Source organism: Enterococcus sp. DIV1368d, from assembly GCF_050542975.1.
Lineage (GTDB): Bacteria > Bacillota > Bacilli > Lactobacillales > Enterococcaceae > Enterococcus_D > Enterococcus_D casseliflavus.
In genome coordinates this window covers 2,475,001-2,499,955 of record NZ_CP172939.1, presented here as the reverse complement: position 1 = coordinate 2,499,955, position 24,955 = coordinate 2,475,001, and the positions used below count along the sequence as shown (strand labels likewise).

Annotated in this window: 23 protein-coding genes, 1 rRNA gene and 1 pseudogene (1 of these 25 cut by a window edge); 21 read left to right on the top strand and 4 right to left on the bottom strand. The window is 40.8% G+C overall.

Annotated elements, in window-relative coordinates:
* Positions 1 to 92: 92 nt before the first annotated feature.
* The 8 genes and pseudogenes from IGJ44_RS11690 to IGJ44_RS11655 all read left to right on the top strand — a co-directional run bounded on the left by IGJ44_RS11690 (position 93) and on the right by IGJ44_RS11655 (position 3,293).
* Positions 93 to 290, top strand: a complete 198-nt coding sequence (locus tag IGJ44_RS11690) for a hypothetical protein (RefSeq protein ID WP_285928066.1) — start codon at positions 93 to 95, stop codon at positions 288 to 290.
* Positions 291 to 292: 2 nt separating this feature from the next.
* On the top strand, positions 293 to 571 hold the full coding sequence (locus IGJ44_RS11685) for a DNA-binding protein (protein ID WP_285928068.1): 279 nt from the start codon (positions 293 to 295) through the stop codon (positions 569 to 571).
* A 44-nt stretch (positions 572 to 615) separates the two neighbouring features.
* Positions 616 to 918 (top strand): hypothetical protein, encoded by a 303-nt coding sequence (locus IGJ44_RS11680; protein WP_029487060.1) that lies wholly within the window; start codon positions 616 to 618, stop codon positions 916 to 918.
* 138 nt (positions 919 to 1,056) lie between these two features.
* Complete coding sequence (locus IGJ44_RS11675) at positions 1,057 to 1,551, top strand: hypothetical protein (RefSeq protein WP_430605724.1); 495 nt, start codon at positions 1,057 to 1,059, stop codon at positions 1,549 to 1,551.
* Positions 1,552 to 1,650: 99 nt separating this feature from the next.
* Positions 1,651 to 2,097: pseudogene (locus tag IGJ44_RS11670) on the top strand (phage tail tape measure protein); the annotation flags it as partial.
* Positions 2,098 to 2,219: 122 nt separating this feature from the next.
* Complete coding sequence (locus tag IGJ44_RS11665; protein ID WP_086269374.1) at positions 2,220 to 2,543, top strand: DUF771 domain-containing protein; 324 nt, start codon at positions 2,220 to 2,222, stop codon at positions 2,541 to 2,543.
* 108 nt (positions 2,544 to 2,651) lie between these two features.
* Positions 2,652 to 2,852, top strand: a complete 201-nt coding sequence (locus tag IGJ44_RS11660; RefSeq protein ID WP_285928102.1) for a hypothetical protein — start codon at positions 2,652 to 2,654, stop codon at positions 2,850 to 2,852.
* Positions 2,853 to 2,876: 24 nt separating this feature from the next.
* The gene (locus tag IGJ44_RS11655) at positions 2,877 to 3,293 is read left to right on the top strand and encodes a hypothetical protein (protein ID WP_086269373.1); all 417 of its coding nucleotides are present in this window, start codon (positions 2,877 to 2,879) and stop codon (positions 3,291 to 3,293) included.
* Between the two features lie 386 nt (positions 3,294 to 3,679).
* On the opposite strand, the gene IGJ44_RS11650 is transcribed toward IGJ44_RS11655, so the two are convergent.
* Positions 3,680 to 4,339: an Ltp family lipoprotein gene (locus IGJ44_RS11650; RefSeq protein ID WP_167827030.1), complete on the bottom strand. Its 660-nt coding sequence runs from the start codon at positions 4,337 to 4,339 to the stop codon at positions 3,680 to 3,682.
* Positions 4,340 to 4,564: 225 nt separating this feature from the next.
* On the opposite strand from IGJ44_RS11650, the gene IGJ44_RS11645 reads away from it, so the two are divergent.
* A complete protein-coding gene (locus IGJ44_RS11645; protein ID WP_205821280.1) occupies positions 4,565 to 4,756 on the top strand; it encodes a hypothetical protein in 192 nt (63 codons plus the stop codon).
* A gap of 59 nt (positions 4,757 to 4,815) precedes the next feature.
* On the opposite strand, the gene IGJ44_RS11640 is transcribed toward IGJ44_RS11645, so the two are convergent.
* Positions 4,816 to 4,965, bottom strand: a complete 150-nt coding sequence (locus IGJ44_RS11640) for a hypothetical protein (protein ID WP_005229155.1) — start codon at positions 4,963 to 4,965, stop codon at positions 4,816 to 4,818.
* Positions 4,966 to 5,431: 466 nt separating this feature from the next.
* Between IGJ44_RS11640 and asnB the strand changes: the two genes are divergently transcribed.
* Positions 5,432 to 7,327 (top strand): asparagine synthase (glutamine-hydrolyzing), encoded by a 1,896-nt coding sequence (asnB, locus tag IGJ44_RS11635; protein WP_010749664.1) that lies wholly within the window; start codon positions 5,432 to 5,434, stop codon positions 7,325 to 7,327.
* A 51-nt stretch (positions 7,328 to 7,378) separates the two neighbouring features.
* On the opposite strand, the gene IGJ44_RS11630 is transcribed toward asnB, so the two are convergent.
* Entirely contained in the window at positions 7,379 to 8,182 is an 804-nt protein-coding gene (locus IGJ44_RS11630; RefSeq protein ID WP_005229159.1) for a Cof-type HAD-IIB family hydrolase, read from the bottom strand.
* A 261-nt stretch (positions 8,183 to 8,443) separates the two neighbouring features.
* On the opposite strand from IGJ44_RS11630, the gene IGJ44_RS11625 reads away from it, so the two are divergent.
* Both IGJ44_RS11625 and IGJ44_RS11620 read left to right on the top strand, forming a co-directional pair.
* On the top strand, positions 8,444 to 9,883 hold the full coding sequence (locus tag IGJ44_RS11625) for an NCS2 family permease (protein WP_430605723.1): 1,440 nt from the start codon (positions 8,444 to 8,446) through the stop codon (positions 9,881 to 9,883).
* Positions 9,884 to 9,984: 101 nt separating this feature from the next.
* The gene (locus IGJ44_RS11620) at positions 9,985 to 11,190 is read left to right on the top strand and encodes a multidrug efflux MFS transporter (RefSeq protein ID WP_005231893.1); all 1,206 of its coding nucleotides are present in this window, start codon (positions 9,985 to 9,987) and stop codon (positions 11,188 to 11,190) included.
* A gap of 47 nt (positions 11,191 to 11,237) precedes the next feature.
* On the opposite strand, the gene IGJ44_RS11615 is transcribed toward IGJ44_RS11620, so the two are convergent.
* A complete protein-coding gene (locus IGJ44_RS11615; protein WP_008377814.1) occupies positions 11,238 to 11,420 on the bottom strand; it encodes a YjzD family protein in 183 nt (60 codons plus the stop codon).
* Positions 11,421 to 11,567: 147 nt separating this feature from the next.
* On the opposite strand from IGJ44_RS11615, the gene dnaE reads away from it, so the two are divergent.
* The 9 genes from dnaE to IGJ44_RS11570 all read left to right on the top strand — a co-directional run.
* Positions 11,568 to 14,879, top strand: a complete 3,312-nt coding sequence (gene dnaE / locus IGJ44_RS11610; protein WP_430605722.1) for a DNA polymerase III subunit alpha — start codon at positions 11,568 to 11,570, stop codon at positions 14,877 to 14,879.
* A gap of 161 nt (positions 14,880 to 15,040) precedes the next feature.
* Positions 15,041 to 16,003 (top strand): 6-phosphofructokinase, encoded by a 963-nt coding sequence (gene pfkA / locus IGJ44_RS11605; RefSeq protein WP_005229169.1) that lies wholly within the window; start codon positions 15,041 to 15,043, stop codon positions 16,001 to 16,003.
* 82 nt (positions 16,004 to 16,085) lie between these two features.
* Entirely contained in the window at positions 16,086 to 17,870 is a 1,785-nt protein-coding gene (pyk, locus tag IGJ44_RS11600; RefSeq protein ID WP_005229179.1) for a pyruvate kinase, read from the top strand.
* 195 nt (positions 17,871 to 18,065) lie between these two features.
* Positions 18,066 to 18,626 (top strand): YceD family protein, encoded by a 561-nt coding sequence (locus IGJ44_RS11595; protein ID WP_010749661.1) that lies wholly within the window; start codon positions 18,066 to 18,068, stop codon positions 18,624 to 18,626.
* A gap of 56 nt (positions 18,627 to 18,682) precedes the next feature.
* Entirely contained in the window at positions 18,683 to 18,862 is a 180-nt protein-coding gene (gene rpmF / locus IGJ44_RS11590) for a 50S ribosomal protein L32 (RefSeq protein ID WP_005229191.1), read from the top strand.
* A 184-nt stretch (positions 18,863 to 19,046) separates the two neighbouring features.
* Positions 19,047 to 20,468, top strand: a complete 1,422-nt coding sequence (gndA, locus tag IGJ44_RS11585; protein ID WP_005229192.1) for an NADP-dependent phosphogluconate dehydrogenase — start codon at positions 19,047 to 19,049, stop codon at positions 20,466 to 20,468.
* Positions 20,469 to 20,607: 139 nt separating this feature from the next.
* Positions 20,608 to 21,294 (top strand): response regulator transcription factor, encoded by a 687-nt coding sequence (locus IGJ44_RS11580; protein ID WP_005229193.1) that lies wholly within the window; start codon positions 20,608 to 20,610, stop codon positions 21,292 to 21,294.
* A 14-nt stretch (positions 21,295 to 21,308) separates the two neighbouring features.
* Positions 21,309 to 22,814, top strand: a complete 1,506-nt coding sequence (locus IGJ44_RS11575; RefSeq protein WP_034696083.1) for a HAMP domain-containing sensor histidine kinase — start codon at positions 21,309 to 21,311, stop codon at positions 22,812 to 22,814.
* Between the two features lie 615 nt (positions 22,815 to 23,429).
* Positions 23,430 to 24,955: ribosomal RNA gene (locus tag IGJ44_RS11570) — 16S ribosomal RNA — on the top strand; it runs 33 nt beyond the window's last position.

The following is a 24,955-nucleotide window of genomic DNA, read 5'->3' as shown; positions in this document are numbered from 1 at the left end:
GTTGATTTTTATAAAATACTATGTATAATTACTTTATAAGCTACTTATATACAAAAAAATGTAGTTTATAAAATACGGAAGTGGGTGAATTTATGAAGGCAAATTTAGAAATAAGGAAACGTATAGAATCAAACCGAATTCTTTATTGGGAAGTAGCTGACAAAATTGGAATAGCTCAAAGTAACTTATCAGTATGGTTAAGAAAGGAACTTAGAGAAAACCGCAAAGAACGTGTTGAAAAAGCCATTGATGAACTGCTTGAAGCAAGGGGGTTAGGTGAGGAGGAATAAGGATGGCTGGATTTAAAGTAATGCTTGCTGATGATCAGGAAAGTGATCTAAAAAAATACATCTATGAGTTAACCCTAGAATCATTAAGGCAGGCCAGGAAAGATTTATCTATGGATAGATCATTGCTAAACAAGAAGGAAATGGCTGAGTGGTTAAGTATTAGCCCTGTAACATTGGACGCTATGATTAAGCAAGGTATGCCAATACACGTTATGAGTGAAAGAACTTTCTTTTTAGACAAACAAGAAGTAAGACAATGGATCATGTCACAAAATAAATAAACGTCCTGGGCAAGGATAAAACAAAATATTAGGAGGAACTAACAATGGAATTAACACAAAATCAAGCAATGGAGAATTTTTTGAGCGAGGTTATTTCAAAAGAAGCAGCAAAAGAGTTAGCAAATATTAAGGGGCAAAATTTAACTGATGTTTATAATTCCTTGCACGAACAAATGGAGTGTCAAGGGTTGGTACCTGAAGAGCCAACGGTTACCTCTGTTGTGAAAAGTTTGAACGAACTTGCAACCGCGGAAATAGAAGGAAATCTAACCCTGAATGAGTACCAAGATATTTTATATCGTGAAATTGATTTGTTGGCTATGTTGTTAGGTATTGACTTGGAGTAAAAAAACTATGGATGGAGAAAAGAAAAAGCCTTTGCTGTAAAGATTCTTGGCGGAATCAGCAAATGGCTACACGATAGGATACTTCCTATTATTTCTTTTCTCTAGTATATCACAATTAGAGAATGGAGCGCACTAAATATGGAAAATATTTTAGGAATTGAAAATTTAGTTACTGATGCATTTAATGTTGACTATGCTTTGAAGGGGTTTAAAGCTTTTTTTGACAATCAAATGTCGATGCAAGGAACTATTACTACAGAAGATTTAAACATGGTAAATAGATTAGAATTTTTGCGGGATAAGGCGGATAACATTTGGTATCAACACACGGTAAAAACTGACTTAGGAAAATCTTTTGAAACGATTTCTAATTTTAAAGAATTGCTTCGGAAGTTAAAAGCGATCGAGCGAGATTTAAGGCTGATCCAGAAGAAGAACAGTTCTAATCGAGAGTATATTAAAAGCTATTTTTCTTTGCTTTCTAAAAGAATGGAAATTTGTGAGTTCCTAATAAATGAATTTCAAGATAGAGATGAAGTAGATGGTGTGAAATACGATAAATTAATACAAGAAATGAAGAATAGGCAAGACGAATTTCTTGCAATCAGAAGACAGAAAATGCAAAGGAGATGAGAGTAGAACATGGCAGGAAGTGTAAGAGAAACCGATGTTGTCTTGAATTTCAAGACAAATGGAGAAGTCAATTATTCTAAAACAATCAAGGGGATCAATGGTGTTGTAAATATTTTTGGCGGTATTTTTGATATGATTGCTGCTATGGCTAAAGCACCACTAAACACAATGATTGGATTAATCAATGCATTTCTTGGTGGATTAAACAACATTAAAATTCCGAAATGGGTTCCTGGCGTAGGCGGAAAAAGCTTTAGCATTTCTACTTTGCCTTATTTGGCAGATGGCGGTCATGTACTGAATGGCCAAGCGATCGTAGGTGAAGCTGGACCAGAATTGCTTACGAATAAAAACGGTAAGACAACTGTTACTCCGTTATCAGACGAAGAAAAACGCAAAGGCATTGGCGGCAAAGTACAGCCTTCTAAAGTGGAACAACATATCCACATTGGGAATGTTGATGCGAATAACCCAAGTGAATTAAACAAAATGAACCGTAAATTTTACCGTGCAAGCAAACAGGCACTTGCCGGTGTGGGAGGTTAAATACAAGGCACCTAGCTTATCGGCTGGGTGTCTTTTTTTGTTGCAAATAAAGTTTGAATTTCGTATGTGTAAAGATGTATTATGTAATTGAGAAAGTGAAAAAATAAAAGAAAGGAGCTTTTATGCAACAATTTTTGGAAGCAAAGATACTTGTGCCAGAAGATTATGTGATCATTTCTAAGGTTGAGTATGAAGAGTTGCTTCAAGCGGATAGTTTAGGTCGGTGGATTACGTTAAAAGAAGTGCTTGATCGCATAAATAGAAAATATGATTGGTTTAGTCAGAAAGTTTTAAAAAACCCAAGGTATAGAAATAGAATCGACATTTCAAAATCATCTGAAGGGTTTGTGTATTACCCAGGGGAAGGCAATGACAAGTATCTTTTTTTGAAATCAAAAACATTGGAGTTCTTAGAGAAAAACTTTGCGGAAATTCTGAAAGAATAAAATATATTATAGCTTTCATATCAGGAGGTCAATATGAGACATCTTAAAGTACAGATAGTGATAGCATATACTTAATTGGTAATATCAATATAAAAAGGAGCTTATTATATGAAGATTGGCATGAGAAAACCAAGCATAAAGAAATCGATTTCCGCCAGAACTACAGGAAAAGCAAAAAGAACAGTGAAAAAGTCTGTCAATCCATTGTACGGCAAAAAAGGGATGGGATTTGTTAAATCTCCTGCCAAATCGGTAAAGAACAAAATTTATAAGAAGAGAACATTTAGTTTATGGGATTTATTTAAATAAAAAATCAAACTAGGAGATGAAATAGTGAAAATAAAATTGGGAAATCAACGTTTGATGGTTTTAAAAGAAGTACAGAAGTTAGCGGTAAATTATAGCAAAGAGTATTGGATAATTAATCCGGAAATCTTTAATAGTGATTTAACTGATGAATTTTTGTCTATGATTGGTGACAACGAGGAAGATTCAAGCCTGTTTAATAAAAAAAGAGAGTTAATCTCTTATTTAGAAGGTTTGAGTTATGATGATGTGCAATTCGTTCAGACTGCAATGTATGTTGGTAGAGACGGCCAAAGTAATATCGATGATCCTGAAACTGTTTATGACGAGATGTTTTCAGAATTAAACTGGAGCGGTGATAAAAGCATTGAGATACATCAAATATCTGAGAAAATTCTAAAGCTTGAAGAATACCTTGAGGAAGCGATGAAAATTCTATTTTAAAAATAAAACTCTTTGCCCAGGACCAATGAGTTTTTGAATACGAAAATGAATACGATTGGATATTTTTATCTATTGCTTATTGAGTAAATTACTCTTTTGAAAGAGTGTGGTAACAGTCAATTTTCATCATTAAAAGTTATTGATTTTCATTTGACCAATCCTGTACTCTCCTTATATCAACGCTTTGGAGCGTTTAGCCTATCTTTCGAGATAGGCTTTTTTGTTTGTTGTGGGCAGAAAAATGGGCAGAGAAGCTAACTGACTGCCGAGTTTGCTCGATGACCATCTGAAAAACCCTCAGCTTACACTCAATCGGGAAATCAACAGAAATGTACGCCAATTCGCTGGACTCTTTTTTCTTGTGGTGCGGCAACACACGAAAAGAATCAATCGGGCAAACGCGCTAAGGCGTATTCAATTTGTTCAGAAGTAAAGCCTTCAAAAGAAAGTTGGCTCGCCACACGCTCATCTGATAAGGATAAATTTTGCGAGTAGCGAATTGCTTTTTTCAAAGCTTGCTCGTTCCAATCGGCATCCACGGTGGCTACGGCAAAGTCTGCTGCGCTCTCAGAAAAATCTTCATAGAGTAATTGACGTTTCAAGCTCGACTGAGAAAACGCATTGCTGGATAAGTATCTTTCTGCACGATTCAGTGCATTTCTTTCTTCACGAGAAAGTTTAGGTGTATGTTGCTCGTTGTTTGCGGGTTCTTCTTGTTGCGCGCTGCTTGCTTCGTTGTTGCCAGCTGTTTGTTCTCCTTGTGGTTGTTCCATGGAAGCAGTGGCATCGCCAAAGGATTCATTTTTCCTTGCTTCGTTACGTAAAGAAAGGCTTAATTGCGCAGTGATGCTATCGAAAGACGTCACATCTTGGTAGAAGGACAAGCCACCATACGAAAACAAGACAATAAAGGCGGAAGCGACAATGAGAAAAACATTTCGATCTCGTTTGTTTTTTTGAGTTATCAACCCAATATAAAATAAGATAATGCCAAAAATGAAACCGATCAAACCGATAAAAAACAAACCAGCGAAAAATGTAGCCATAAGCATCCCCCCTAATAAAACAGTTTCCTAAAGTTAATAGTACTATGTCTGGAATCAGAAAACAGATTTGTCTTTTCATGAATAGAGGAAAAGAATGATTTGACAAATGTAACGTGTATGCTATTAATGGATCATTCATATGTATTAAAGAAGTGACGCTCAAGAATTACTGGTAAAATCGCTAGTAAACGAAATGAAAGTACAGTTGTATCAGTAGGAGGGAAGATGATAGATTTTCAAGAAAAAGATTACTTTATGCGTTACACAAAAGTTGCGGCACAGGGATTGAGCAAATTTATTACGCAAGGATCTGTTGATGAAATCTTACAGCTAGATGAACAGCAAAGTGGACAGAAGCAAGAAGCGGATACTGCAAAAGACAAAAGCGAGCCAAAAAACAAGAAAGCACCTAGCTAATTTTTTCCTTAGCGAGGTGCTTTCAGTACGAATCGGTATCCTTCATTTGGATAAACTCCTTATGCAGTTTTTTTCAATTCTTGTACAGCTTGCTCGATCGTAATTCCAGTCGCAAAATGATTCGCATCTTTTTTATCGAAAACGATAAATAAATTCAATTTGGTATCCAGAGTTACACGATATTGTAGATCTGTGTTATAGAATGTCATAGTCATTCTCCTTTCTTAAAACTTGTCATTGAAAGGCAACGGTTAGTTGATAACGAAATTCCATAGTTAGAATAACACTTTTTTTCACATTCGTCCAATAAAACTATCAAACGAACGAATCTGACTGATCCTTTTCAAGAAATCAATGCCTGAGAATGGCAGCAAAAGAAGTTTCCTGGAGTCAGTAAATTCGGGAAAAGTATCTTTGTATATTTTCAGAAAAATAGAATTCATAAAAAATTTCTTAAGAATTTTGAGGATAGCTATTTTCTTAGATAACAAATTTGTAAGATTGAGAGTATGAGTTGGTTAGAAACCTTGATATCATAAGGTTTATCTCCAAATTATGTTTTGTGCAAAAATATATTGATTGTATTTTTTTGGAAAAGAGATCGTATCTCTTGAATTCTATGGTATGATTTACTTTAGAAAAATGAAAATGGATTATGAAAACGGATGTGAAAATATGTGCGGAATTGTCGGCTTTGTCAATTCAAAAGACCAAAAAGAAATCATTATTGAACGCATGATGGACCGGATCGTTCATCGCGGACCAAACAGTTCAGGAAAATTTACCGACGACCAAGTAGCGTTAGGGTTTCGTCGTTTATCGATCATCGACTTAGAAGGTGGCTCACAACCGATTTTTAACGAGGATCGAACAAAAGTCATTATTTTTAATGGGGAAATCTATAATTTTCAAGTGTTGCGGGAAGAATTGATCCAAGCGGGTCATGTTTTTTCTACCCATGCGGATACCGAAGTAGTCTTACATGGCTATGAGGAGTGGGGCATTGATGTTTTGCAGCGCCTGCGGGGAATGTTTGCTTTTGCCATCTGGGATACTCAAAAACAAGAGCTTTTCGGCGCACGGGATCACTTTGGGATCAAACCATATTACTATGCGCAAATGAATGGCAGTTTTATGTTTGGTTCTGAAATCAAGAGCTTTTTGCCTCATCCAGATTTCAAGAAAGAGTTGAACCAAGAGGCGTTGAAACCTTATTTGACGTTTCAATACTCGCCTTTGAACGGAGAAACCTTCTTTAAAGGCGTTCATCGTTTGCAAGAAGGGCATTATTATTTGTTTAATGAACAGGGATTGACGATCAAGCAGTATTGGGATGCAGATTTTTCAGTGAAAGAAAATCATTCAAGAGAAGAATGGGTCGACAAAATCGATCAAGCAGTCCAAGAATCAATTGCCGCTCATCAAATCAGTGATGTTGAAGTCGGCTCATTTTTATCCAGTGGTGTCGATTCAAGTTACGTAGCTTCTGTCTTGCGACCAGATCGCTCGTTTTCAATCGGGTTCGATGACAAAACCTACAACGAAGCGATCGAGGCCCGCAAATTGACGGAAAAACTTGGTTTGAACAACACAGCAGCGGTCATCGATGGTGAAATGTCCTTTGAGGCATTCCCGTTGATTCAGTATCACTTGGACGAACCAGATTCTAACCCAAGCTGTGTCCCTTTGTACTTTTTAGCCAATCTGGCAGCACAGCAAGTGCGAGTCGTTCAATCTGGGGAAGGGGCAGATGAATTATTTGCCGGTTATGCTGCTTATGGCTTCCACACAAACTCTAAAGCGGTGCGCGTTTTTGCCCAAGGGTTGAAAAAATTGCCACAAAACATCCGCTTTCGTTTGGGACGTCAAATCGGCAAAATGAAAAACTTCCATGGTCGAATCCATCTTTATGAAGCAACGGCACCTGCCCAAGACTTCTTTATCGGGCAAGCACTGGTCTTTGAAGAAGAGGAAGCACTGCAGCTTTTAAAACCAACCTATCAAAAAGGACCCTCTGTTGCTGAAATCGTTGCGCCTCATTATGAGAAAGTCAATGGTCTCAAAGACGAGGTCAATAAGATGCAATATTTGGATCTTCATCAGTGGATGCCAAAGGATATCTTGTTAAAAGCAGACAAAATGTCCATGGCGAGTTCCTTGGAATTACGCGTTCCTTTATTGGATATTGAGATGCAAAAGCTGTCGCAAACAATCCCGACGAAATATTTGATCAATCAAAACAACACCAAAGATGTGTTTCGACAAGCGTCAAACCGTCATTTGCCAAAAGAGTGGGCAAACCGTGAAAAACTCGGTTTTCCTGTACCTATCAAGGCATGGCTGAAAGAAGGAACAGGATATGAAGCAGTCAAGAGCCTTTTTGAGTCAGACTTTGCGGCAACCTTCTTCGATCAAACAGCCATTTTACAAATGCTTGAAGACCATCGCCAAGGAAAACCGAATCTTCAGCGAAAAATCTGGACGATCTTTACGTTCTTGACCTGGTATAAAGTATTCTTTATTGATGAATCGATTCCAGAAGCCAAAGAAATCGTTTATGAAACACTTTGATTTGAATATGGCAGAAAAAAAGCTGATGCGGACATCCCGCATCGGCTTTTTTTATAGACCTAAATATTTTTCCAAGTAATCGACCATGCCATCTTCCGCATTGGTTTTGTCGGTAACATCATTGGCGATCGATTTTAATTGTTGCGTGCCATTCGCCATGGCAACGCCCCAACCCGCATAATCCAGCATCTCCAAATCGTTGTGTTCATCACCAAAAGCGATGATATCTTGTCGATCCAAAGACAAAGAATCCGCGATCACCGAAAGACCAAGTGCTTTATGGACCCCTTTTGGTACGATCTCTAAGATAGCTTGAGGTCCGCCCCATGTTCGAACATCGACCGCATCGTCGAATTGATCCTTGATACGTAAAGAAACAGATTCTGCTAATTCATTTTCGGTTTTCACCAGTAATGAAGTGGGGTCCGTTTTTAAATTTGCTAATAGATTTTTTTCGGAAGCATTGCCCGAAAAGAAAAAGTGCTGATCAAATCCGCTTAGGTCATCGATGAAAAAGGTTTCGCGATTTTCTGCTGCCACAAACGTCAGCCCCAGCTGCTCTTTTTGCGCCATGAGCTCAAACGCAATTTCTCGAGAGATCGAGTGCTCCATTTCATTTGCCCAGACTTGTCGAGGTTTATGGACTAACCCACCGTTAAAATTGACCATTGGTGTTGTGAGCGCCAATTCTTTATAGAATTGATCGCTCATACGAAAAGGTCTTCCTGTAGCGATGGTAACAAAGTGTCCCGCTTTGGTGGCGCGAACCAGTACCTCACGTGTGCGAGGGGAAAGTTGGGATTCAGTATTTAAGGTTGTGCCATCTAAATCAATGGCGATGATTTTTGGTTTCAAAAGACTCGCTCCATTCTCTTATGGTAGTGGCTTAAGTGTAACATATTTCTGTCATTTCACAATACAAGTAAGTTTTCGATAAGTTTTCATAATATTTACAAAGCAAAACACGAACATTAAACGTTTTTGGTTAGTTTTATTCGGAAAAAGGTTTGAAAAGCGAAAATTATTCCCTTATAATTTGTAATTGTTCGATGAAAAGCGCAATTATTCATTTTTTCTTTTCATAGAAACGATTAAAGTTCAGGAGTGAAACATAACATGGAAAAGTTTTTCAAATTAAAGGAGAATAAAACGACGGTTTCCACAGAAGTGATGGCTGGGGTCACCACCTTCTTCGCGATGAGTTATATTTTGTTTGTGAATCCGACGATTTTATCTGCTGCAGGCATGCCGTTTCAAGCTGTTTTCTTAGCAACGATCATCGCTTCAGTGATTGGTACCCTGATCATGGGCTTATTTGCAAATGTGCCTTACGCGCAAGCACCTGGAATGGGCCTTAATGCATTCTTCACCTTTACCGTCGTTTTTGGTTTGGGGTATACGTGGCAGCAAGCATTAGCGATGGTTTTCATCTGCGGCTTGATCAACATTTTTATCACGGTCACTCGTATCAGAAAAATGATCATCCATGCGATTCCAGAAAGCATGCAGCATGCAATCGGCGGCGGGATCGGGATCTTTGTGGCTTATGTAGGGATCAAAAATGCCAACTTGCTAAACTTCAGTGCAGACACTGCGGCAGTGACGGGTTCAGTTGTCGACGGTGAGACGATCGTGAGTGCCAATTTTAATGGGGGGATCGTCCCAGCTTTGGCGAATCTCAATAATGCACCTGTTTTGTTAGCAGTGATTGGTTTAGTAGTGACTACTTTATTAGTGGTGAAAAATGTTCGTGGGGCAATTATTTTTGGTATTTTAGGAACGACGATCATCGGTATTTTGATGGGTGTGGTGGATTTAAGTGCCATTGATTGGCACGGGAACTCATTAGGAAGTTCCATCAGCGAACTAGGCATCACATTTGGCGCTGCGTTTGGCTCTGAAGGAATGGGCTCACTATTCAGTGATTCTGCCAAAATCCCTCAAGTAATCATGACGATTTTAGCGTTTAGCTTATCTGATGTCTTTGATACGATCGGTACCTTTATCGGGACTGGACGTCGTACAGGGATCTTTTCGAAAAAAGATGAAGAAGCGGTTGAAAACAGTAACGGGTTGAACACGAAGATGGATAAAGCCCTTTTTGCAGATGCCGTAGCCACTTCTGTAGGTGCCATCGTAGGGACCTCAAATACAACGACTTATGTGGAATCAGCAGCTGGTATCGGTGCTGGTGGACGCACGGGCTTGACTTCTGTTGTAGTGGCAGCACTCTTTGCAATCAGCAGTATCTTTTCTCCACTGATCTCAATCGTTCCCGCACAAGCGACAGCACCAGCGTTGATCTTAGTTGGGGTAATGATGATGGCTTCGTTTGCAGACATCAAGTGGACCGATCTAGAAGAAGCAGTTCCCGCTTTCTTCGCGTCTATTTTTATGGGCTTGTCTTACAGTATTTCCAATGGGATCGCTGTTGGTTTCATTTTCTACGCATTAGTGAAAGTAGTGAAAGGAAAAGCCAACGAAGTGTCTCCGATCATCTGGGTCGTCAATGCGTTGTTTATCCTAAACTTTGTCATTTTGGCTTTGATCAGTTAAGTTTAATGAAGAAAATCTTTCTGTATGTTACCTGCAGAAAGATTTTTTTATTTGATTATTACTCACGATACGGTATAGTATTTGTGAAAGAAGGTTTGTAAATGAAGATTGATTGGAAACGAAATCTACTGATTTCATGGGTAGGTTGTTTTTTTACGGGTGCCAGTTTTAGTCTTGTCATGCCATTCATTCCCTTATATATAGAAGAGTTAGGCGCTCCAGAGAGTCAAATTGAGTTGTTTTCTGGATTAGCAATCTCAGTAACGGCGTTTGCGGCGGCTATCATTGCTCCAGTATGGGGAAATCTAGCAGATCAAAAAGGTCGTCGCTTAATGATGATTCGCGCGGCTGCGGGGATGACAGTGACGATGGGGTCTTTGGCTTTTGTACCGAATGTCTATTGGTTGTTGATCATGCGTTTCTTTACCGGAATTTTATCGGGGTATATTCCCAATGCGACTGCATTGATTGCTTCGCAGGCGCCTCGAGAAAAAAGCGGTTGGGCGCTTGGGACATTGGCTACAGGAGCCATCGCAGGGAATTTGATCGGTCCATCGATGGGTGGGGCGTTGGCGCAATGGTTCGGCATGAAAAATGTTTTTATCATTACTGGTGTTGTGCTGCTAATTACGCTCTTGCTTACGATTTTTCTCGTTCAAGAAGATTTTGAGCCGGTTGAAAAGGGCGATTTGCTGTCCATCAAAGAAATTTTTGGTCAAATCAAAAATATGCAGTTGCTTGTCGGTTTGTTTATTACGTCACTGATTTTACAGCTAGGTGTAACGAGTATCAGCCCGATCCTTACATTGTATATTCGTGATCTAAGCGGGAACAGTGGCAATATTTTGTTTGTCAGCGGATTGATCGTCTCTGTTGCTGGTGTTTCGGCAATCATCTCTTCGCCATTTTTAGGCAAAATCGGTGATCGTTACGGCAATCACAAGGTATTGTTAGGCGGTTTATTGCTGTCATTTTTCTGTTTCATTCCGATGGGCTTTGTCTCCACACCGTTTCAGTTGGGCGTGCTGCGCTTCTTGCTTGGTTTTTCGACAGGTGCGTTGATGCCGTCGATCAACACACTGATCAGCAAGATCACCCCGATGGAAGGGGTCAGCCGCATCTACAGCTACAACCAAATGTTCTCTAACTTTGGACAAGTGTTAGGTCCGATGGTCGGCTCAACGGTGGCAGCTGGCTTTGGTTATCCCGCCGTCTTTTGGGTAACTAGCGGGTTTGTACTGATCAATATTTTTATCTCAGGATTTAATTTCCGTAAAAGCTTGCGTAAAACGGACATCAGTGAATAGTTGAAAAGAAAAAAAAACCAGTTACAATAAAGGTAACTGGTTTTTTTTTAATGGCTTGTCTTTTCAGGCGCTGGTGCGATAATACCAACAAGAATGATCACCACACCTGTGACCAAAGAGATGATTGAAGTTAATTGAAAATCATAAGTTGCTCCAGCAAGTGAGCTGCCTAGATAGCCAACGACTTGACCTAATACAAAAGTCCAAAATAAAGTGACTAAGTAACGCATGACGACACCTCTTTTCTGCGTATCTTCCATTTCGACTTTAGTTTATCACAAAAATATTTATTGTAAAGATTTTCACTTTTTCATTTTGTTTTTCAAATCTAATTACTAGCAGAAAGAAAGAGAATTTTCATTTTTGGAGGGATTTCAATGTATTCACAGCTCACCACCTTAAGCGCCTATTCGTTGCTGCAAAGTACGATCAAAATTCCTCACTATATAGAGCAAGCCAAAAAGATGGGCTATCAGACGTTGGGTCTGACCGATCATAATGTTCTCTATGGCGCGGTCGAGTTTTATCAGCAATGCCTAGCACAGGGCATCAAGCCGATTTTTGGCGCTTTGTTCGACTGTACCTTCGGAGAGGGATCAATGTCCTTTCCATTGTACGTATTTGCAAAAAACCTCAAGGGCTATCAAACCTTGATGCGTTTATCAAGTGAAAAAATGATCACCGAGCAGTTGAATTTGGCTTCTTGTGATTCTTTGCAGGACCTCTTTGGTTTGCTGCCTGAAGGCGAGGGATTTCTGCCTTCTCAGCACGATGATCTAGAAGCCAATCAAGAAGCACTGCGAGCAATCAGCCATAAATTTGATTCTGAGAGCTTGTTTTTAGGTATTACTAGCAAAGGGTTAGATCCAGAAACGATCGCTTGGTTTAACGAGCAAAACATTGCACCATGTGCGTATCAACCAATCGCGGCTTTAGCACAAGAAGAAGCCTTTGCAGTCAAAGTGATGACGCATATCAAAGAGGGCTCGCAAATTGAAGACTTTCGTCAGGCTAAAGAGCAAGGGGCTGCGCAGCTTTTTCTACAACCAGCAGACCAACTGACCGCGGCATTTGAAGAATGGTCGCAGGCATTGATGAATAATCAGCGGATTGCAGCTGAATGCGCTGTCGAGCTGCCGCTGCATCAGCGGCTGTTGCCTCATTACCCGCTACCAGCCGAAGAAAGTGCTGCGGACTATTTGCGGAAAATTTGTTTTGAGCGTCTGCCTCAGCGTGTTGCCCACGTTACATCGGCGTACGAACAGCGTTTGGATTATGAGTTGTCCGTCATCCATAAGATGGGCTTTGATGACTATTTCTTGATTATTTGGGACGTCATGGACTTTGCCCACCAACAAGAGATCGTTACCGGCGCTGGACGGGGATCGGCTGCTGGAGCACTGGTGGCATATGTTTTATCGATCACCGACGTAGATCCAATCAAATACGATCTTTTGTTTGAACGATTCTTGAATCCAGAACGTTACACGATGCCTGATATTGATTTAGACATTCCTGACAATCGCAGAGACGAGATTTTACAGTATGTGCGCCAAAAATACGGGCAAGAATATATGGCACAGATTGCGACGTTTGGCACTATGGCGGCCAAAATGGTTCTGCGAGATGTTTCTCGTGTCTTTGGTCTTTCGCAAAGTGAAGCCAATCGCTGGTCAAAAGCCATCCCCAATGCCTTGAAAATGACCTTAGATCTTGCTTATGAACAATCCAATCAGCTGCGAGAATTGGTGTCGTTTAATGAGCGAAACCAAATAATGTTTCAAGTCGCCAAAATTTTAGAAGGCTTGCCACGTCACGTATCGACTCATGCCGCTGGTGTGGTGATCAGTGACAAGAATTTGCTTGATCTGGTTCCCTTACAAGAAGGCAGCGATGGGATCTGGCTGACCCAATTTACCATGAATGACGTAGAAGCCATCGGCCTATTGAAGATGGACTTTTTAGGCTTGAGAAACTTATCGATCATTGATAATACCTTGAAAGGCATTAAACGAATCAGCCAACAAATCGTTACCCAAAAGGAGATTCCTCTTGATGATCCAGCAACATTGCGCTTGTTTCAAAAAGGCGAGACCGCAGGGATCTTCCAATTTGAATCAGCGGGGATACGCAATGTGCTGCGTAAGTTAGGACCAGAAAGCATCGAGGATATTGCCGCAGTCAATGCCTTGTATCGTCCAGGACCGATGCAAAATATCGATACCTTTATTAAGCGGAAAAAAGGACAAGAGCGTGTCTCTTATCCAGATGACAGCTTGATTCCGATTTTGCAAAACACTTACGGAATCATTGTCTACCAAGAGCAGATCATGCAGGTAGCTTCCAAAATGGCTGGTTTCAGCTTAGGACAAGCAGATGTTTTGCGTCGAGCAATCAGTAAAAAGAAAAAAGACGTCTTGGATGAGGAACGTCGTCATTTTGTGCAAGGCGCCTTAGCCAATCAGTACGATGAAAAGACCGCCAATTTGGTCTATGATTATATCGAGCGGTTCGCCAATTACGGGTTTAATCGATCCCATGCGTTTGCCTATTCCTTTATCGGCTTTCAAATGGCCTATCTGAAGGTACACTATCCTGCACCATTTTTTGCTTCGATCTTACACTCGGTACGCAACACCGCCAGCAAAATGAAAGAATATTTAAATGAAGCCGCACGTTATGGCGTAGAAGTACTGCCGCCTTCGATCAATGCCAGTGGGTTTAGTTTTCAACTGCAAAATGAAAAACAAATTCGTTTTGGTTTCAACAGTATCAAAGGAATCCGACGCGACATGATCCAAGACATTTTGGCAGAAAGAAAAGAGCATGGTAATTTCACGTCTATGGATCAATTTTTGCTTCGCTTGAATCAGCGGAACAGCAAATGGTTAAAATTGGATTATTTATTGCCGCTTTTGAGCATCGGCGTATTCGATGGGATCGCCCCCAATCGAAAACAAGCACTGATCCAGCTAGAAGGAAAGATCCAAAACATTACTTATAGTGGCGGCAGTTTGGATCTCTTAGAAACTATGGCATTAAAAGAAGAAGCCGTTGCCGATTACAAACTAGAAGAAAAACTGGCTTTGGAAGAAGAATACTTAGGTGTTTATTTGTCTGGCCATCCCGTGGAACAGTTTCAAAAATTGCACCAATTAAAACAAATCACTGATATTGCTGATCTGGTTCCGAATGAACGGGTGCGTATCCTTTTATATGTGCGCAAGATTCGAGAGATTCGAACGAAAAAGGGCGAACAAATGGCGTTTGTCGAAGGAACAGATGCCAGCAAAGAAGTGTCAGTAACGATTTTTCCCATCGTTTATCGACAAGTACGTTCCTTGATTGAAGAAAATGCTGTTCTCTACATCGAAGGAAAGGTCGAGGTAAGTCGTTACAATGGTGAAATCCAACTCATTGCTGATAAAATAGACTTAGCAGAAAACGTTCAAAATAAAATTGCGTCACAAACTTGTTACTTAAAGATTTCTGCTGAAGCTGAAACGTCGCACCTGCAAGCATTGTCGAAGGAAATGAAGCAGCACCACGGAAATATTCCAGTGGTGATGTTCTATGAAAGCAGTGGCAAAAAAGTGTTATTAGCAGAAGAAAACTGGGTGACGGATGAGCCGAACTTTGTCAAACAACTGATCGCATTATTAGGAAATGGAAATGTAATTTTCAAGTAATTTTCCGAAAACGGTAATTCAACTTACACTTTTTTCAACTTTTTCCCACTATTTCAAGACATTTTCATGGAATAATGGTAGAATATGTCTCGTGGTTATTACTTGAAAACTAGCAAACAGGGGCTTCCCTAAACAAAATCTTTTGATGAGGTGAAAGAATAATGAAACGCATTGGAATTCTAACCAGTGGCGGCGATGCACCAGGAATGAACGCAGCGATTCGCGCAGTTGTCAGAAAGGGTATTTTTGACGGACTTGAAGTATACGGAATCAACTATGGCTATGCCGGACTAGTCGCAGGCGACATTCGTCGCTTAGATGTTGCTGATGTTGGTGACAAAATTCAACGTGGTGGAACATTCTTATATTCAGCACGTTATCCAGAATTTGCGACACAAGAAGGACAATTAAAAGGAATCGAACAATTAAAGAAATTTGGCATCGAAGGGCTAGTCGTGATTGGTGGAGATGGATCTTACCATGGTGCGATGGCACTTACTCGTCACGGTTTCCCAGCGATCGGGATTCCAGGAACGATCGATAATGACATTCCAGGAACAGATTTCACGATTGGTTTTGATACAGCGATCAATACTGTCTTGGAATCGATTGACCGTATCCGTGATACAGCGACATCACATGTCCGCACATTCGTGATCGAAGTAATGGGTCGTGGTGCTGGCGATATCGCTTTATGGTCAGGTGTGGCCGGTGGTGCGGATGAAATCATCATCCCAGAACATGATTTTGACATGCAAGTTGTTGCTGATCGTATCCGTGAAGGACGCGACCGCGGGAAAAAACATTGCTTGATCGTTTTAGCCGAAGGTGTGATGGGCGGAAATGATTTTGCTGACAAACTTTCTGAATACGGCGATTTCCATACCCGTGTATCAATTCTAGGACACGTTGTCCGTGGTGGTTCACCAAGCGCTCGTGACCGTGTGTTAGCAAGTAAATTTGGTTCATATGCCGTTGAATTATTGCAACAAGGCAAAGGCGGTCTATGTATCGGTATCGAAAACAATGAAATGATTGCTTCTGATATCATCGATACCCTTGAAAACAATCGTCACAAACCAGATCTTAGCTTGTATAACTTGAACAAAGAAATCTCATTCTAAAGAGATTTTTAAGCAACGCAACAGTAATTTTGTAAAAAAAGCTTATTAGCTATTTTAAATAAATGAATAGGAGCGTTTAGTAATGAAAAAAACAAAGATCGTAAGTACATTAGGACCAGCAAGTAACAGTGTGGAAATTATTTCTCAACTGATTGAAGCCGGTGCGAATGTCTTCCGCTTTAACTTCTCTCATGGAGATCATGAAGAACAATTAGCGCGTATGACAATGGTTCGTGAAGCCGTAAAGAAAACTGGTAAAGATGTCGGTATCCTTTTAGATACAAAAGGTGCTGAAATCCGTACAACTGTACAAAATACGACAGAAGCAGACTTTGGTCGTGCTGGATACATCCAATTCAACGTTGGCGATGAAACACGTATTTCAATGGATCCAGAACACAAAGGAACAAAAGAAAAAATTGCTGTAACTTATCCTGGTTTATTTGAAGATGTTCATGTGGGCGGACACATCTTGTTTGATGATGGCTTGATCGACATGGAAATCAAAGAAAAAGACGAAGCAACCCGTGAATTAGTGGTTGTCGTTAAAAATGCTGGAATGTTAGGATCACGTAAAGGGGTCAATGCTCCTGGCGTATCAATCAGCTTACCTGGTATTACTGAAAAAGATGCAGAAGATATCCGTTTTGGTCTTGATAACGATATCGACTTCATTGCCGCTTCATTTGTACGTAAAGCGCAAGACGTTTTAGAAATTCGTGAAATTTTAGAAGAAAAAGACATGACTCATGTGCAAATCTTCTCTAAAATCGAATCACAAGAAGGTATCGATAATATCGATGAAATCATCAAAGTTTCTGATGGTATCATGGTTGCCCGTGGTGACATGGGTGTTGAGATCCCTGCTGAAGAAGTACCAATGGTTCAAAAGAGCATCATCAAAAAATGTAACGCTGCTGGTAAATCAGTTATCACAGCAACACAAATGTTAGAATCAATGCAACAAAACCCACGTCCAACTCGTGCAGAAGCTTCTGACGTTGCCAATGCTGTCTTTGACGGTACTGATGCAACAATGCTTTCTGGTGAGTCAGCAAACGGTGACTACCCTGTTGAAGCAGTAGCAACAATGGCACGTATCGACGTGGAAGCAGAAAAAGCTTTATCAGAAAACAGCACTTTCCAAATCAACCAATTTGATAAAACAGATGTAACGGAAACAATCGGTTTATCTGTTGCTCGTGCAGCGAAAAACTTAGGGGTTAAAACAATCGTTGCTGCCACTGAATCTGGCTACACTGCAAAAATGATCTCTAAATATCGTCCAGATGCTGACATTTTAGCTGTCACATTTGACGAACGCACAAAACGCGGCTTGATGCTTAACTGGGGTGTGTACCCAACCGTTGCTGAAAAACCATCAACAACTGATGAAATGTTTGAATTAGCAGCAAAACAAGCAGTGGATTTAGGCTTTGCTAAAGAAGGCGATCTAATCTTGATCACAGCCGGTGTTCCTGTTGGTGAACGCGGAACAACCAACGTAATGAAGATCCAATTGATCGGATCAAAATTGCTTGAAGCGCAAGGAATTGGTGAAAAATCAGTTGTTGCCAATGCCGTGATCGCTCACAGTGCCGAAGAAGCAATTGCGAAAGCAAAAGATGGCATGATTTTAGTTGTACCAACAACAGATAAAGAATATATGCCAGCAATCGAAAAAGCAGCAGCTTTAGTTGTTGAAGATGGCGGCTTGACTTCTCATGCAGCAGTTGTCGGAATCGCGAAAGATCTACCAGTGATCGTTGGTGCCAAAGACGCAACAACAACCATCAAAGATGGCGAATTGGTTACTCTTGATTCTCGTCGCGGTATCGTTTATCGTGGAGAAACAACAGCGATCTAATGATTTTTAACGATTGATCAAGCAACAGGCAAGTGCACGTTGTGCGCTTCCTGTTGTTTTTTTGAGAGTGTCGAAATCCCTTGAGAAAAGGCATTAAAATGACACGATCAAAAATGAAAAAGGTGTCAAGAAAATTTCATTGACAAAGCCTCAGAAGCCCTGTATAATTGCTTTTGTTGCTTAGGGGTGATAAAAATGAAATGGTCTTTATTGGAATTAAAAAAATACCAAGAGACACCGCTGATGTTTGAAGAAACACTTGACCTAAAAAGTCAACTGATAAAACGCGATGGACAGATCATTGATTTGTCTCCTGTAAAAGTAAAAGGGCTGATGAGTGTTGATAAGCAAGGATACTTGCTGCACTATCAAGTGGAAACGACGATGACATTGCCATCTACTCGTTCTTTGACACCTGTAGCGATTCCTTTTGATTTTTCAGTGGATGAACAATTCATGACACCAGAGCAATTTCAGCGTCGCGATGAAACGATCGTCGAAGAAGAAGTTTTGATCATTGAAGGTCAAACCATCAGCTTAGATGAATCGGTCGCTGATAACCTATTACTTGCGATTCCTTTGCAAGTCCTGACAGAAGAAGAAAAACAAGGTTCAGCAATGCCATCTGGCAACGATTGGGCTGTTTTGTCAGAAGAAGACTTTGCAAATCAAAAAGAAGCGCAAGCTCAACAAGTTGATCCTCGTCTTGCAAAATTATCCGAATTATTCAATGAATCAGATGACGATAACGCGTAGGATTGGAATAAATTGCAGCCTCAAGGTTGCGTTCATTAACAAGGAGGTGTAGCAAAATGGCAGTACCAGCTAGAAAAACTTCGAAAGCGAAGAAAGCAAAACGTCGTACACATTACAAATTGACAATCAACGGTTTGAACGAATGTGCAAACTGTGGTGAAATGAAAAAAAGCCACCATGTCTGCTCTAACTGTGGTCATTACGATGGCAAAGACGTAGCAACAAAAGAAGCATAATTCCTTTTTTTCAGAAAGAGGATTCTAAAACCTTAGGCTAACCATGGAGCCTGAGGTTTTTTTGTTTTTTTTGGAAAAGATGGAACTTTTCAGAAATTTTTTTGTCCATCGAAAGAGAATAGTTCAAAAGCAGGTACATTTGCGCTATAATGAAAAAGATAATTGAATCTTAGGAGGATGAAAGATGACAAAACAACAAATCGGCGTTGTCGGTATGGCTGTTATGGGCAAAAACTTAGCGTTGAACATCGAAAGCCGCGGTTATTCAGTTGCCTTATTTAACCGTACTGGTTCAAAGACAGAAGAAGTAGTAAAAGAACATCCAGATAAAAATTTTAAAGCAACTTATACGATAGAAGAATTTGTTCAATCAATTGAAAAGCCACGTCGTATTTTATTAATGGTAAAAGCAGGATTTGCGACGGATGCTACGATCCAAGAACTATTGCCTCATCTAGACAAAGGCGATATTTTGATCGATGGCGGAAATACCTTCTTTAAAGATACTGTTCGTCGTAACGAAGAGTTGGCAAACTCAGGAATCAACTTTATCGGTACGGGTGTTTCTGGTGGAGAAGAAGGCGCCTTGAAAGGTCCTTCGATCATGCCTGGTGGACAAAAAGAAGCATATGAATTGGTTGCACCGATCTTGGAACAAATTTCAGCAAAAGCTGAAGATGGTACACCTTGTGTAACTTATATTGGGCCAAATGGTGCAGGCCATTACGTAAAAATGGTTCATAATGGGATCGAGTATGGCGACATGCAGCTAATTGCGGAGTCTTATGACTTGATGCAAAACATTTTAGGTTTATCTGTTGATGAAATGGCTGATATCTTTGCCGAATGGAACAAAGGTGAATTGGATAGCTACCTAATTGAGATCACAGCGGATATCTTGACACGTAAAGATGATCAAGGAACAGGCAAACCGATCGTTGATGTCATCTTAGATGCTGCAGGCAATAAAGGAACTGGGAAATGGACGAGCCAAAGTGCCTTAGACCTAGGTGTTCCATTGCCATTGATCACTGAATCTGTTTTTGCTCGCTATATCTCAGCTTACAAAGAAGAACGGGTCAATGCCAGCAAAGTATTACCGAAACCAGAAGCGGTTGCTTTTGAAGGGAACAAAGAAGAATTTATCAATAAGATCCGTGAAGCCTTATACTTCAGTAAAATCATGAGCTATGCACAAGGTTTCGCGCAATTACGTACAGCATCAAAAGAGTACGATTGGGATCTTCCTTTTGGTGAGATTGCCAAAATTTGGCGTGCAGGCTGTATCATCCGTGCGCAATTTTTACAAAAAATCACGGATGCTTATGACAAGAATGCTGACATCGAAAACTTATTATTAGATGATTACTTCAAAGACATCACGAAACGCTATCAATCTTCTGTACGTGAAGTAGTTGCGCTAGCTGTCCAAGCGGGTGTCCCTGTGCCGACGTTCTCCTCTGCGATCGCGTACTTTGATTCGTATCGTTCTGATCGTTTGCCAGCGAACTTGATCCAAGCACAACGGGATTACTTCGGCGCGCATACGTATGAACGGACAGATAAAGAGGGAATTTTCCATTATTCATGGTATGACGAAGCGTAAGCTTTAAGAGAATCCAAAAGAGAAAGGCCGAAAGTGAGAACTTTCGGTCAATCTCTTTTTTATTTTTTAGATACATGATAAAATAAGACAGATAATGTCTATTTTAAAGGCAGAATAATCAATAAAGGGGCTATCAATAATGAGTAATATTCTAATCATTGAAGATGAAAAGAACTTAGCTCGATTTGTGGAATTAGAATTGAAGCATGAAGGGTATAATACCGAAGTTCATTACAACGGACGGACGGGACTGGATGCTGCGCTGAATAATGAATGGGATGCAATCTTATTGGATCTAATGCTTCCAGAGCTAAATGGGTTAGAAGTTTGCCGACGTGTGCGTCAATCGAAGAACACCCCGATCATCATGATGACCGCGAGAGATTCTGTGATTGATCGAGTATCAGGTTTGGATCATGGTGCTGATGATTATATTGTGAAGCCTTTTGCAATTGAAGAATTGCTGGCACGCTTACGTGCGTTGCTTCGCCGTATCGATATCGAAGGGGACAAAAACGTCGCAAAACAAACCACGATCACTTACCGCGATCTAACGATTGAAAAAGAAAACCGTGTCGTTCGACGTGGAACAGATGTCATTGAACTAACAAAACGCGAATATGAGCTATTGTTGACTTTAATGGAAAACGTCAATGTCGTTTTAGCCAGAGATGTTTTATTAAACAAAGTCTGGGGCTATGAGACAGAAGTTGAAACCAACGTTGTCGATGTTTACATCCGCTACTTACGAAATAAAATTGATGTGCCAGGGGAGGAAAGCTATATCCAAACCGTTCGTGGTACAGGTTATGTGATGCGGTCGTGAACCTTAAAAAAAGAATGAAAAAATTAAAAGAACTGAAGGGGCCTTCTTTAACTGTAAAGTGGGCCTTCGCAAGTTCTTTCTTTATATTCGTCGTATTTACGATCTTTGCTGTGATCACCTATAAAACATCGGTGAATTTGATCGTCGCTAAAGAAGAAAACAATGTGGAGCGAACGATGTCAGAGGTCGCTTCTCGTTTAGCCAATTCGGATCAAGAACTAACATTGGTTCGAACATATCGTAATTTAACCAAAAATGATGCGGGGACGACGAGCATTTATGATCGCACTTCAACGATCGATGGCAACTTAATGAAAATCGATTCCTTTATTTCGGAATTAGGCCAAGCGCCGTTGAGCTTGTTTGTTTATAATTTGAATGAGGATCTTGTGTTTAAAACCCATGAGAATGATTTAGCACTGATCGACACGCAGCGCAAAGCGCCAACCATCGTAACGCTGGATGGTATCACAGGCTTTCTCTCGATCCAACCCATCTATTCAAAAGGCACCAGAGAGCGGATTGGCTATGCACAAACATTTTATGAATTGACTTCTTTTTACGAAATACGCAGCAAACTGCTGCTGACTTTGATTATCTTAGAAGTCGTTTCTCTGATTCTTAGTAGTGTGCTTGGATTCTTTTTATCAGCGTATTTCCTTCAGCCGTTAAAGGTCTTGCGAGATACGATGGAAACCGTTCGGAAAAATCCACAGTCAACGGTGCATATGCCAGAATTAAATACGAACGATGAACTGTCTGATTTAGCAGATATCTTTAACGAAATGCTGGATCGCATGCGCCTATACATTGAACAGCAAGAGCGATTCGTCGAAGACGTTTCTCATGAGTTGCGAACGCCTGTGGCGATCATTGAAGGACATATGAATCTGTTGCAGCGTTGGGGAAAAGACGATCCAGAGATTTTGGATGAGTCTCTGGCAGCCAGTATGCAAGAGATCAGTCGGATGAAGACGCTAGTACAGGAAATGTTGGATCTCTCAAGAGCGGAACAAGTGGATGTTCATTATGCAAATGAAACAACCAATGCAAAAGAAGTTGTCTATCAAGTCTTCAATAACTTTAAAATACTGTATCCGGATTTTGTTTTTACATTGGATGATGACTTATACCATGAGTTGAAGCTGAAAATCTATCGCAATCATTTTGAACAGATCATTATTATTGTCTTGGATAACGCAGTGAAATATTCCACTGATCGAAAAGAAGTTCATCTATCCATTTCGTTGGATCGGCAATCCTTTGAAATTGCCATTCAAGACTTTGGTGAGGGAATCTCCAAAGAAGACCTCGACAAGATCTTTAATCGTTTCTATCGGGTAGATAAAGCCCGTGCTAGAACCAAAGGTGGAAACGGGCTAGGGCTCTCTATTGCGAAACAGTTATTGGAAAGCTATAAAGGAAAAATTTCAGCAGAGAGTGTCATCGGTCAAGGAACGATCTTTCGAATCTATATACCGATCGTTCAATCAGAAGATCGGACGAAAAGAGAACGTTAGGCGAAAAGCTTAAGTTCTCTTTTTTTATCCATTAATGATAGATTTAGCCGCAAAATACTTCTTATAAACGAACGTTCGAATCGTTTGACAATGAATAATTCGCTTATAAAAATAGTTGCCAAAAAGCCTATTTTTTTAGTTGATTTTTCCTTTAAGAATTGCTATATTATTACTTGTCCTTGTTAAGGCATTTGTAACAAACACTGATTGATCTTTTTTGAAATTAGTTATTGACGAAACATTTTACAAGTGTTATTATAACAAAGTCGAAAAAATATCATCTCTGAAAAACCTAATAAATCAAAAAAACTTTTCAAAAAAAGTGTTTGACATATAACGGTTGAGATGGTAAGATAAAAAAGTCGCTGAGGTTAAGAAAGAAGTTAAATAACAACTTCTTGAAAAAAACTTTTAAAAAAGAGTTGACAAACAAACGTCGCTCTGATATGATATAAAAGTTGCTAACACAGCACGGTAGACCTTTGAAAACTGAACAAAGCAAGCAAACGAACCAATGTGTAGGACGTTTCAATTTGTTGAAACAAATACATGCAAGCAATAGCTAGCAAAGTTAATTTTTATGAGCTTAATGACCGTATGGTCATTCAAACAAATCATTATGAGAGTTTGATCCTGGCTCAGGACGAACGCTGGCGGCGTGCCTAATACATGCAAGTCGAACGCTTTTTCTTTCATCGGAGCTTGCTCCACCGAAAGAAAAAGAGTGGCGAACGGGTGAGTAACACGTGGGTAACCTGCCCATCAGAAGGGGATAACACTTGGAAACAGGTGCTAATACCGTATAACACTATTTTCCGCATGGAAGAAAGTTGAAAGGCGTTTTTGCGTCACTGATGGATGGACCCGCGGTGCATTAGCTAGTTGGTGAGGTAACGGCTCACCAAGGCAACGATGCATAGCCGACCTGAGAGGGTGATCGGCCACACTGGGACTGAGACACGGCCCAGACTCCTACGGGAGGCAGCAGTAGGGAATCTTCGGCAATGGACGAAAGTCTGACCGAGCAACGCCGCGTGAGTGAAGAAGGTTTTCGGATCGTAAAACTCTGTTGTTAGAGAAGAACAAGGATGAGAGTAAAATGTTCATCCCTTGACGGTATCTAACCAGAAAGCCACGGCTAACTACGTGCCAGCAGCCGCGGTAATACGTAGGTGGCAAGCGTTGTCCGGATTTATTGGGCGTAAAGCGAGCGCAGGCGGTTTCTTAAGTCTGATGTGAAAGCCCCCGGCTCAACCGGGGAGGGTCATTGGAAACTGGGAGACTTGAGTGCAGAAGAGGAGAGTGGAATTCCATGTGTAGCGGTGAAATGCGTAGATATATGGAGGAACACCAGTGGCGAAGGCGGCTCTCTGGTCTGTAACTGACGCTGAGGCTCGAAAGCGTGGGGAGCGAACAGGATTAGATACCCTGGTAGTCCACGCCGTAAACGATGAGTGCTAAGTGTTGGAGGGTTTCCGCCCTTCAGTGCTGCAGCAAACGCATTAAGCACTCCGCCTGGGGAGTACGACCGCAAGGTTGAAACTCAAAGGAATTGACGGGGGCCCGCACAAGCGGTGGAGCATGTGGTTTAATTCGAAGCAACGCGAAGAACCTTACCAGGTCTTGACATCCTTTGACCACTCTAGAGATAGAGCTTCCCCTTCGGGGGCAAAGTGACAGGTGGTGCATGGTTGTCGTCAGCTCGTGTCGTGAGATGTTGGGTTAAGTCCCGCAACGAGCGCAACCCTTATTGTTAGTTGCCATCATTTAGTTGGGCACTCTAGCGAGACTGCCGGTGACAAACCGGAGGAAGGTGGGGATGACGTCAAATCATCATGCCCCTTATGACCTGGGCTACACACGTGCTACAATGGGAAGTACAACGAGTTGCGAAGTCGCGAGGCTAAGCTAATCTCTTAAAGCTTCTCTCAGTTCGGATTGTAGGCTGCAACTCGCCTACATGAAGCCGGAATCGCTAGTAATCGCGGATCAGCACGCCGCGGTGAATACGTTCCCGGGCCTTGTACACACCGCCCGTCACACCACGAGAGTTTGTAACACCCGAAGTCGGTGAGGTAACCTTTTGGAGCCAGCCGCCTAAGGTGGGATAGATGATTGGGGTGAAGTCGTAACAAGGTAGC

Bases quoted from the DNA above. Each gene is read 5' to 3' on its own strand.
- IGJ44_RS11580 (WP_005229193.1), top strand. From the start codon at position 20,608: ATGAGTAATATTCTAATCATTGAAGATGAAAAGAACTTAGCTCGATTT.
- IGJ44_RS11675 (WP_430605724.1), top strand. From the start codon at position 1,057: ATGGAAAATATTTTAGGAATTGAAAATTTAGTTACTGATGCATTTAAT.
- IGJ44_RS11660 (WP_285928102.1), top strand. From the start codon at position 2,652: ATGAAGATTGGCATGAGAAAACCAAGCATAAAGAAATCGATTTCCGCC.
- IGJ44_RS11625 (WP_430605723.1), top strand. From the start codon at position 8,444: ATGGAAAAGTTTTTCAAATTAAAGGAGAATAAAACGACGGTTTCCACA.
- IGJ44_RS11595 (WP_010749661.1), top strand. From the start codon at position 18,066: ATGAAATGGTCTTTATTGGAATTAAAAAAATACCAAGAGACACCGCTG.
- dnaE (WP_430605722.1), top strand. From the start codon at position 11,568: ATGTATTCACAGCTCACCACCTTAAGCGCCTATTCGTTGCTGCAAAGT.
- IGJ44_RS11680 (WP_029487060.1), top strand. From the start codon at position 616: ATGGAATTAACACAAAATCAAGCAATGGAGAATTTTTTGAGCGAGGTT.
- IGJ44_RS11685 (WP_285928068.1), top strand. From the start codon at position 293: ATGGCTGGATTTAAAGTAATGCTTGCTGATGATCAGGAAAGTGATCTA.
- IGJ44_RS11665 (WP_086269374.1), top strand. From the start codon at position 2,220: ATGCAACAATTTTTGGAAGCAAAGATACTTGTGCCAGAAGATTATGTG.
- IGJ44_RS11645 (WP_205821280.1), top strand. From the start codon at position 4,565: ATGATAGATTTTCAAGAAAAAGATTACTTTATGCGTTACACAAAAGTT.
- asnB (WP_010749664.1), top strand. From the start codon at position 5,432: ATGTGCGGAATTGTCGGCTTTGTCAATTCAAAAGACCAAAAAGAAATC.
- pyk (WP_005229179.1), top strand. From the start codon at position 16,086: ATGAAAAAAACAAAGATCGTAAGTACATTAGGACCAGCAAGTAACAGT.
- IGJ44_RS11690 (WP_285928066.1), top strand. From the start codon at position 93: ATGAAGGCAAATTTAGAAATAAGGAAACGTATAGAATCAAACCGAATT.
- pfkA (WP_005229169.1), top strand. From the start codon at position 15,041: ATGAAACGCATTGGAATTCTAACCAGTGGCGGCGATGCACCAGGAATG.
- gndA (WP_005229192.1), top strand. From the start codon at position 19,047: ATGACAAAACAACAAATCGGCGTTGTCGGTATGGCTGTTATGGGCAAA.
- IGJ44_RS11615 (WP_008377814.1), bottom strand. From the start codon at position 11,420: ATGCGTTACTTAGTCACTTTATTTTGGACTTTTGTATTAGGTCAAGTC.
- IGJ44_RS11650 (WP_167827030.1), bottom strand. From the start codon at position 4,339: ATGGCTACATTTTTCGCTGGTTTGTTTTTTATCGGTTTGATCGGTTTC.
- IGJ44_RS11620 (WP_005231893.1), top strand. From the start codon at position 9,985: ATGAAGATTGATTGGAAACGAAATCTACTGATTTCATGGGTAGGTTGT.
- IGJ44_RS11640 (WP_005229155.1), bottom strand. From the start codon at position 4,965: ATGACATTCTATAACACAGATCTACAATATCGTGTAACTCTGGATACC.
- rpmF (WP_005229191.1), top strand. From the start codon at position 18,683: ATGGCAGTACCAGCTAGAAAAACTTCGAAAGCGAAGAAAGCAAAACGT.
- IGJ44_RS11575 (WP_034696083.1), top strand. From the start codon at position 21,309: ATGAAAAAATTAAAAGAACTGAAGGGGCCTTCTTTAACTGTAAAGTGG.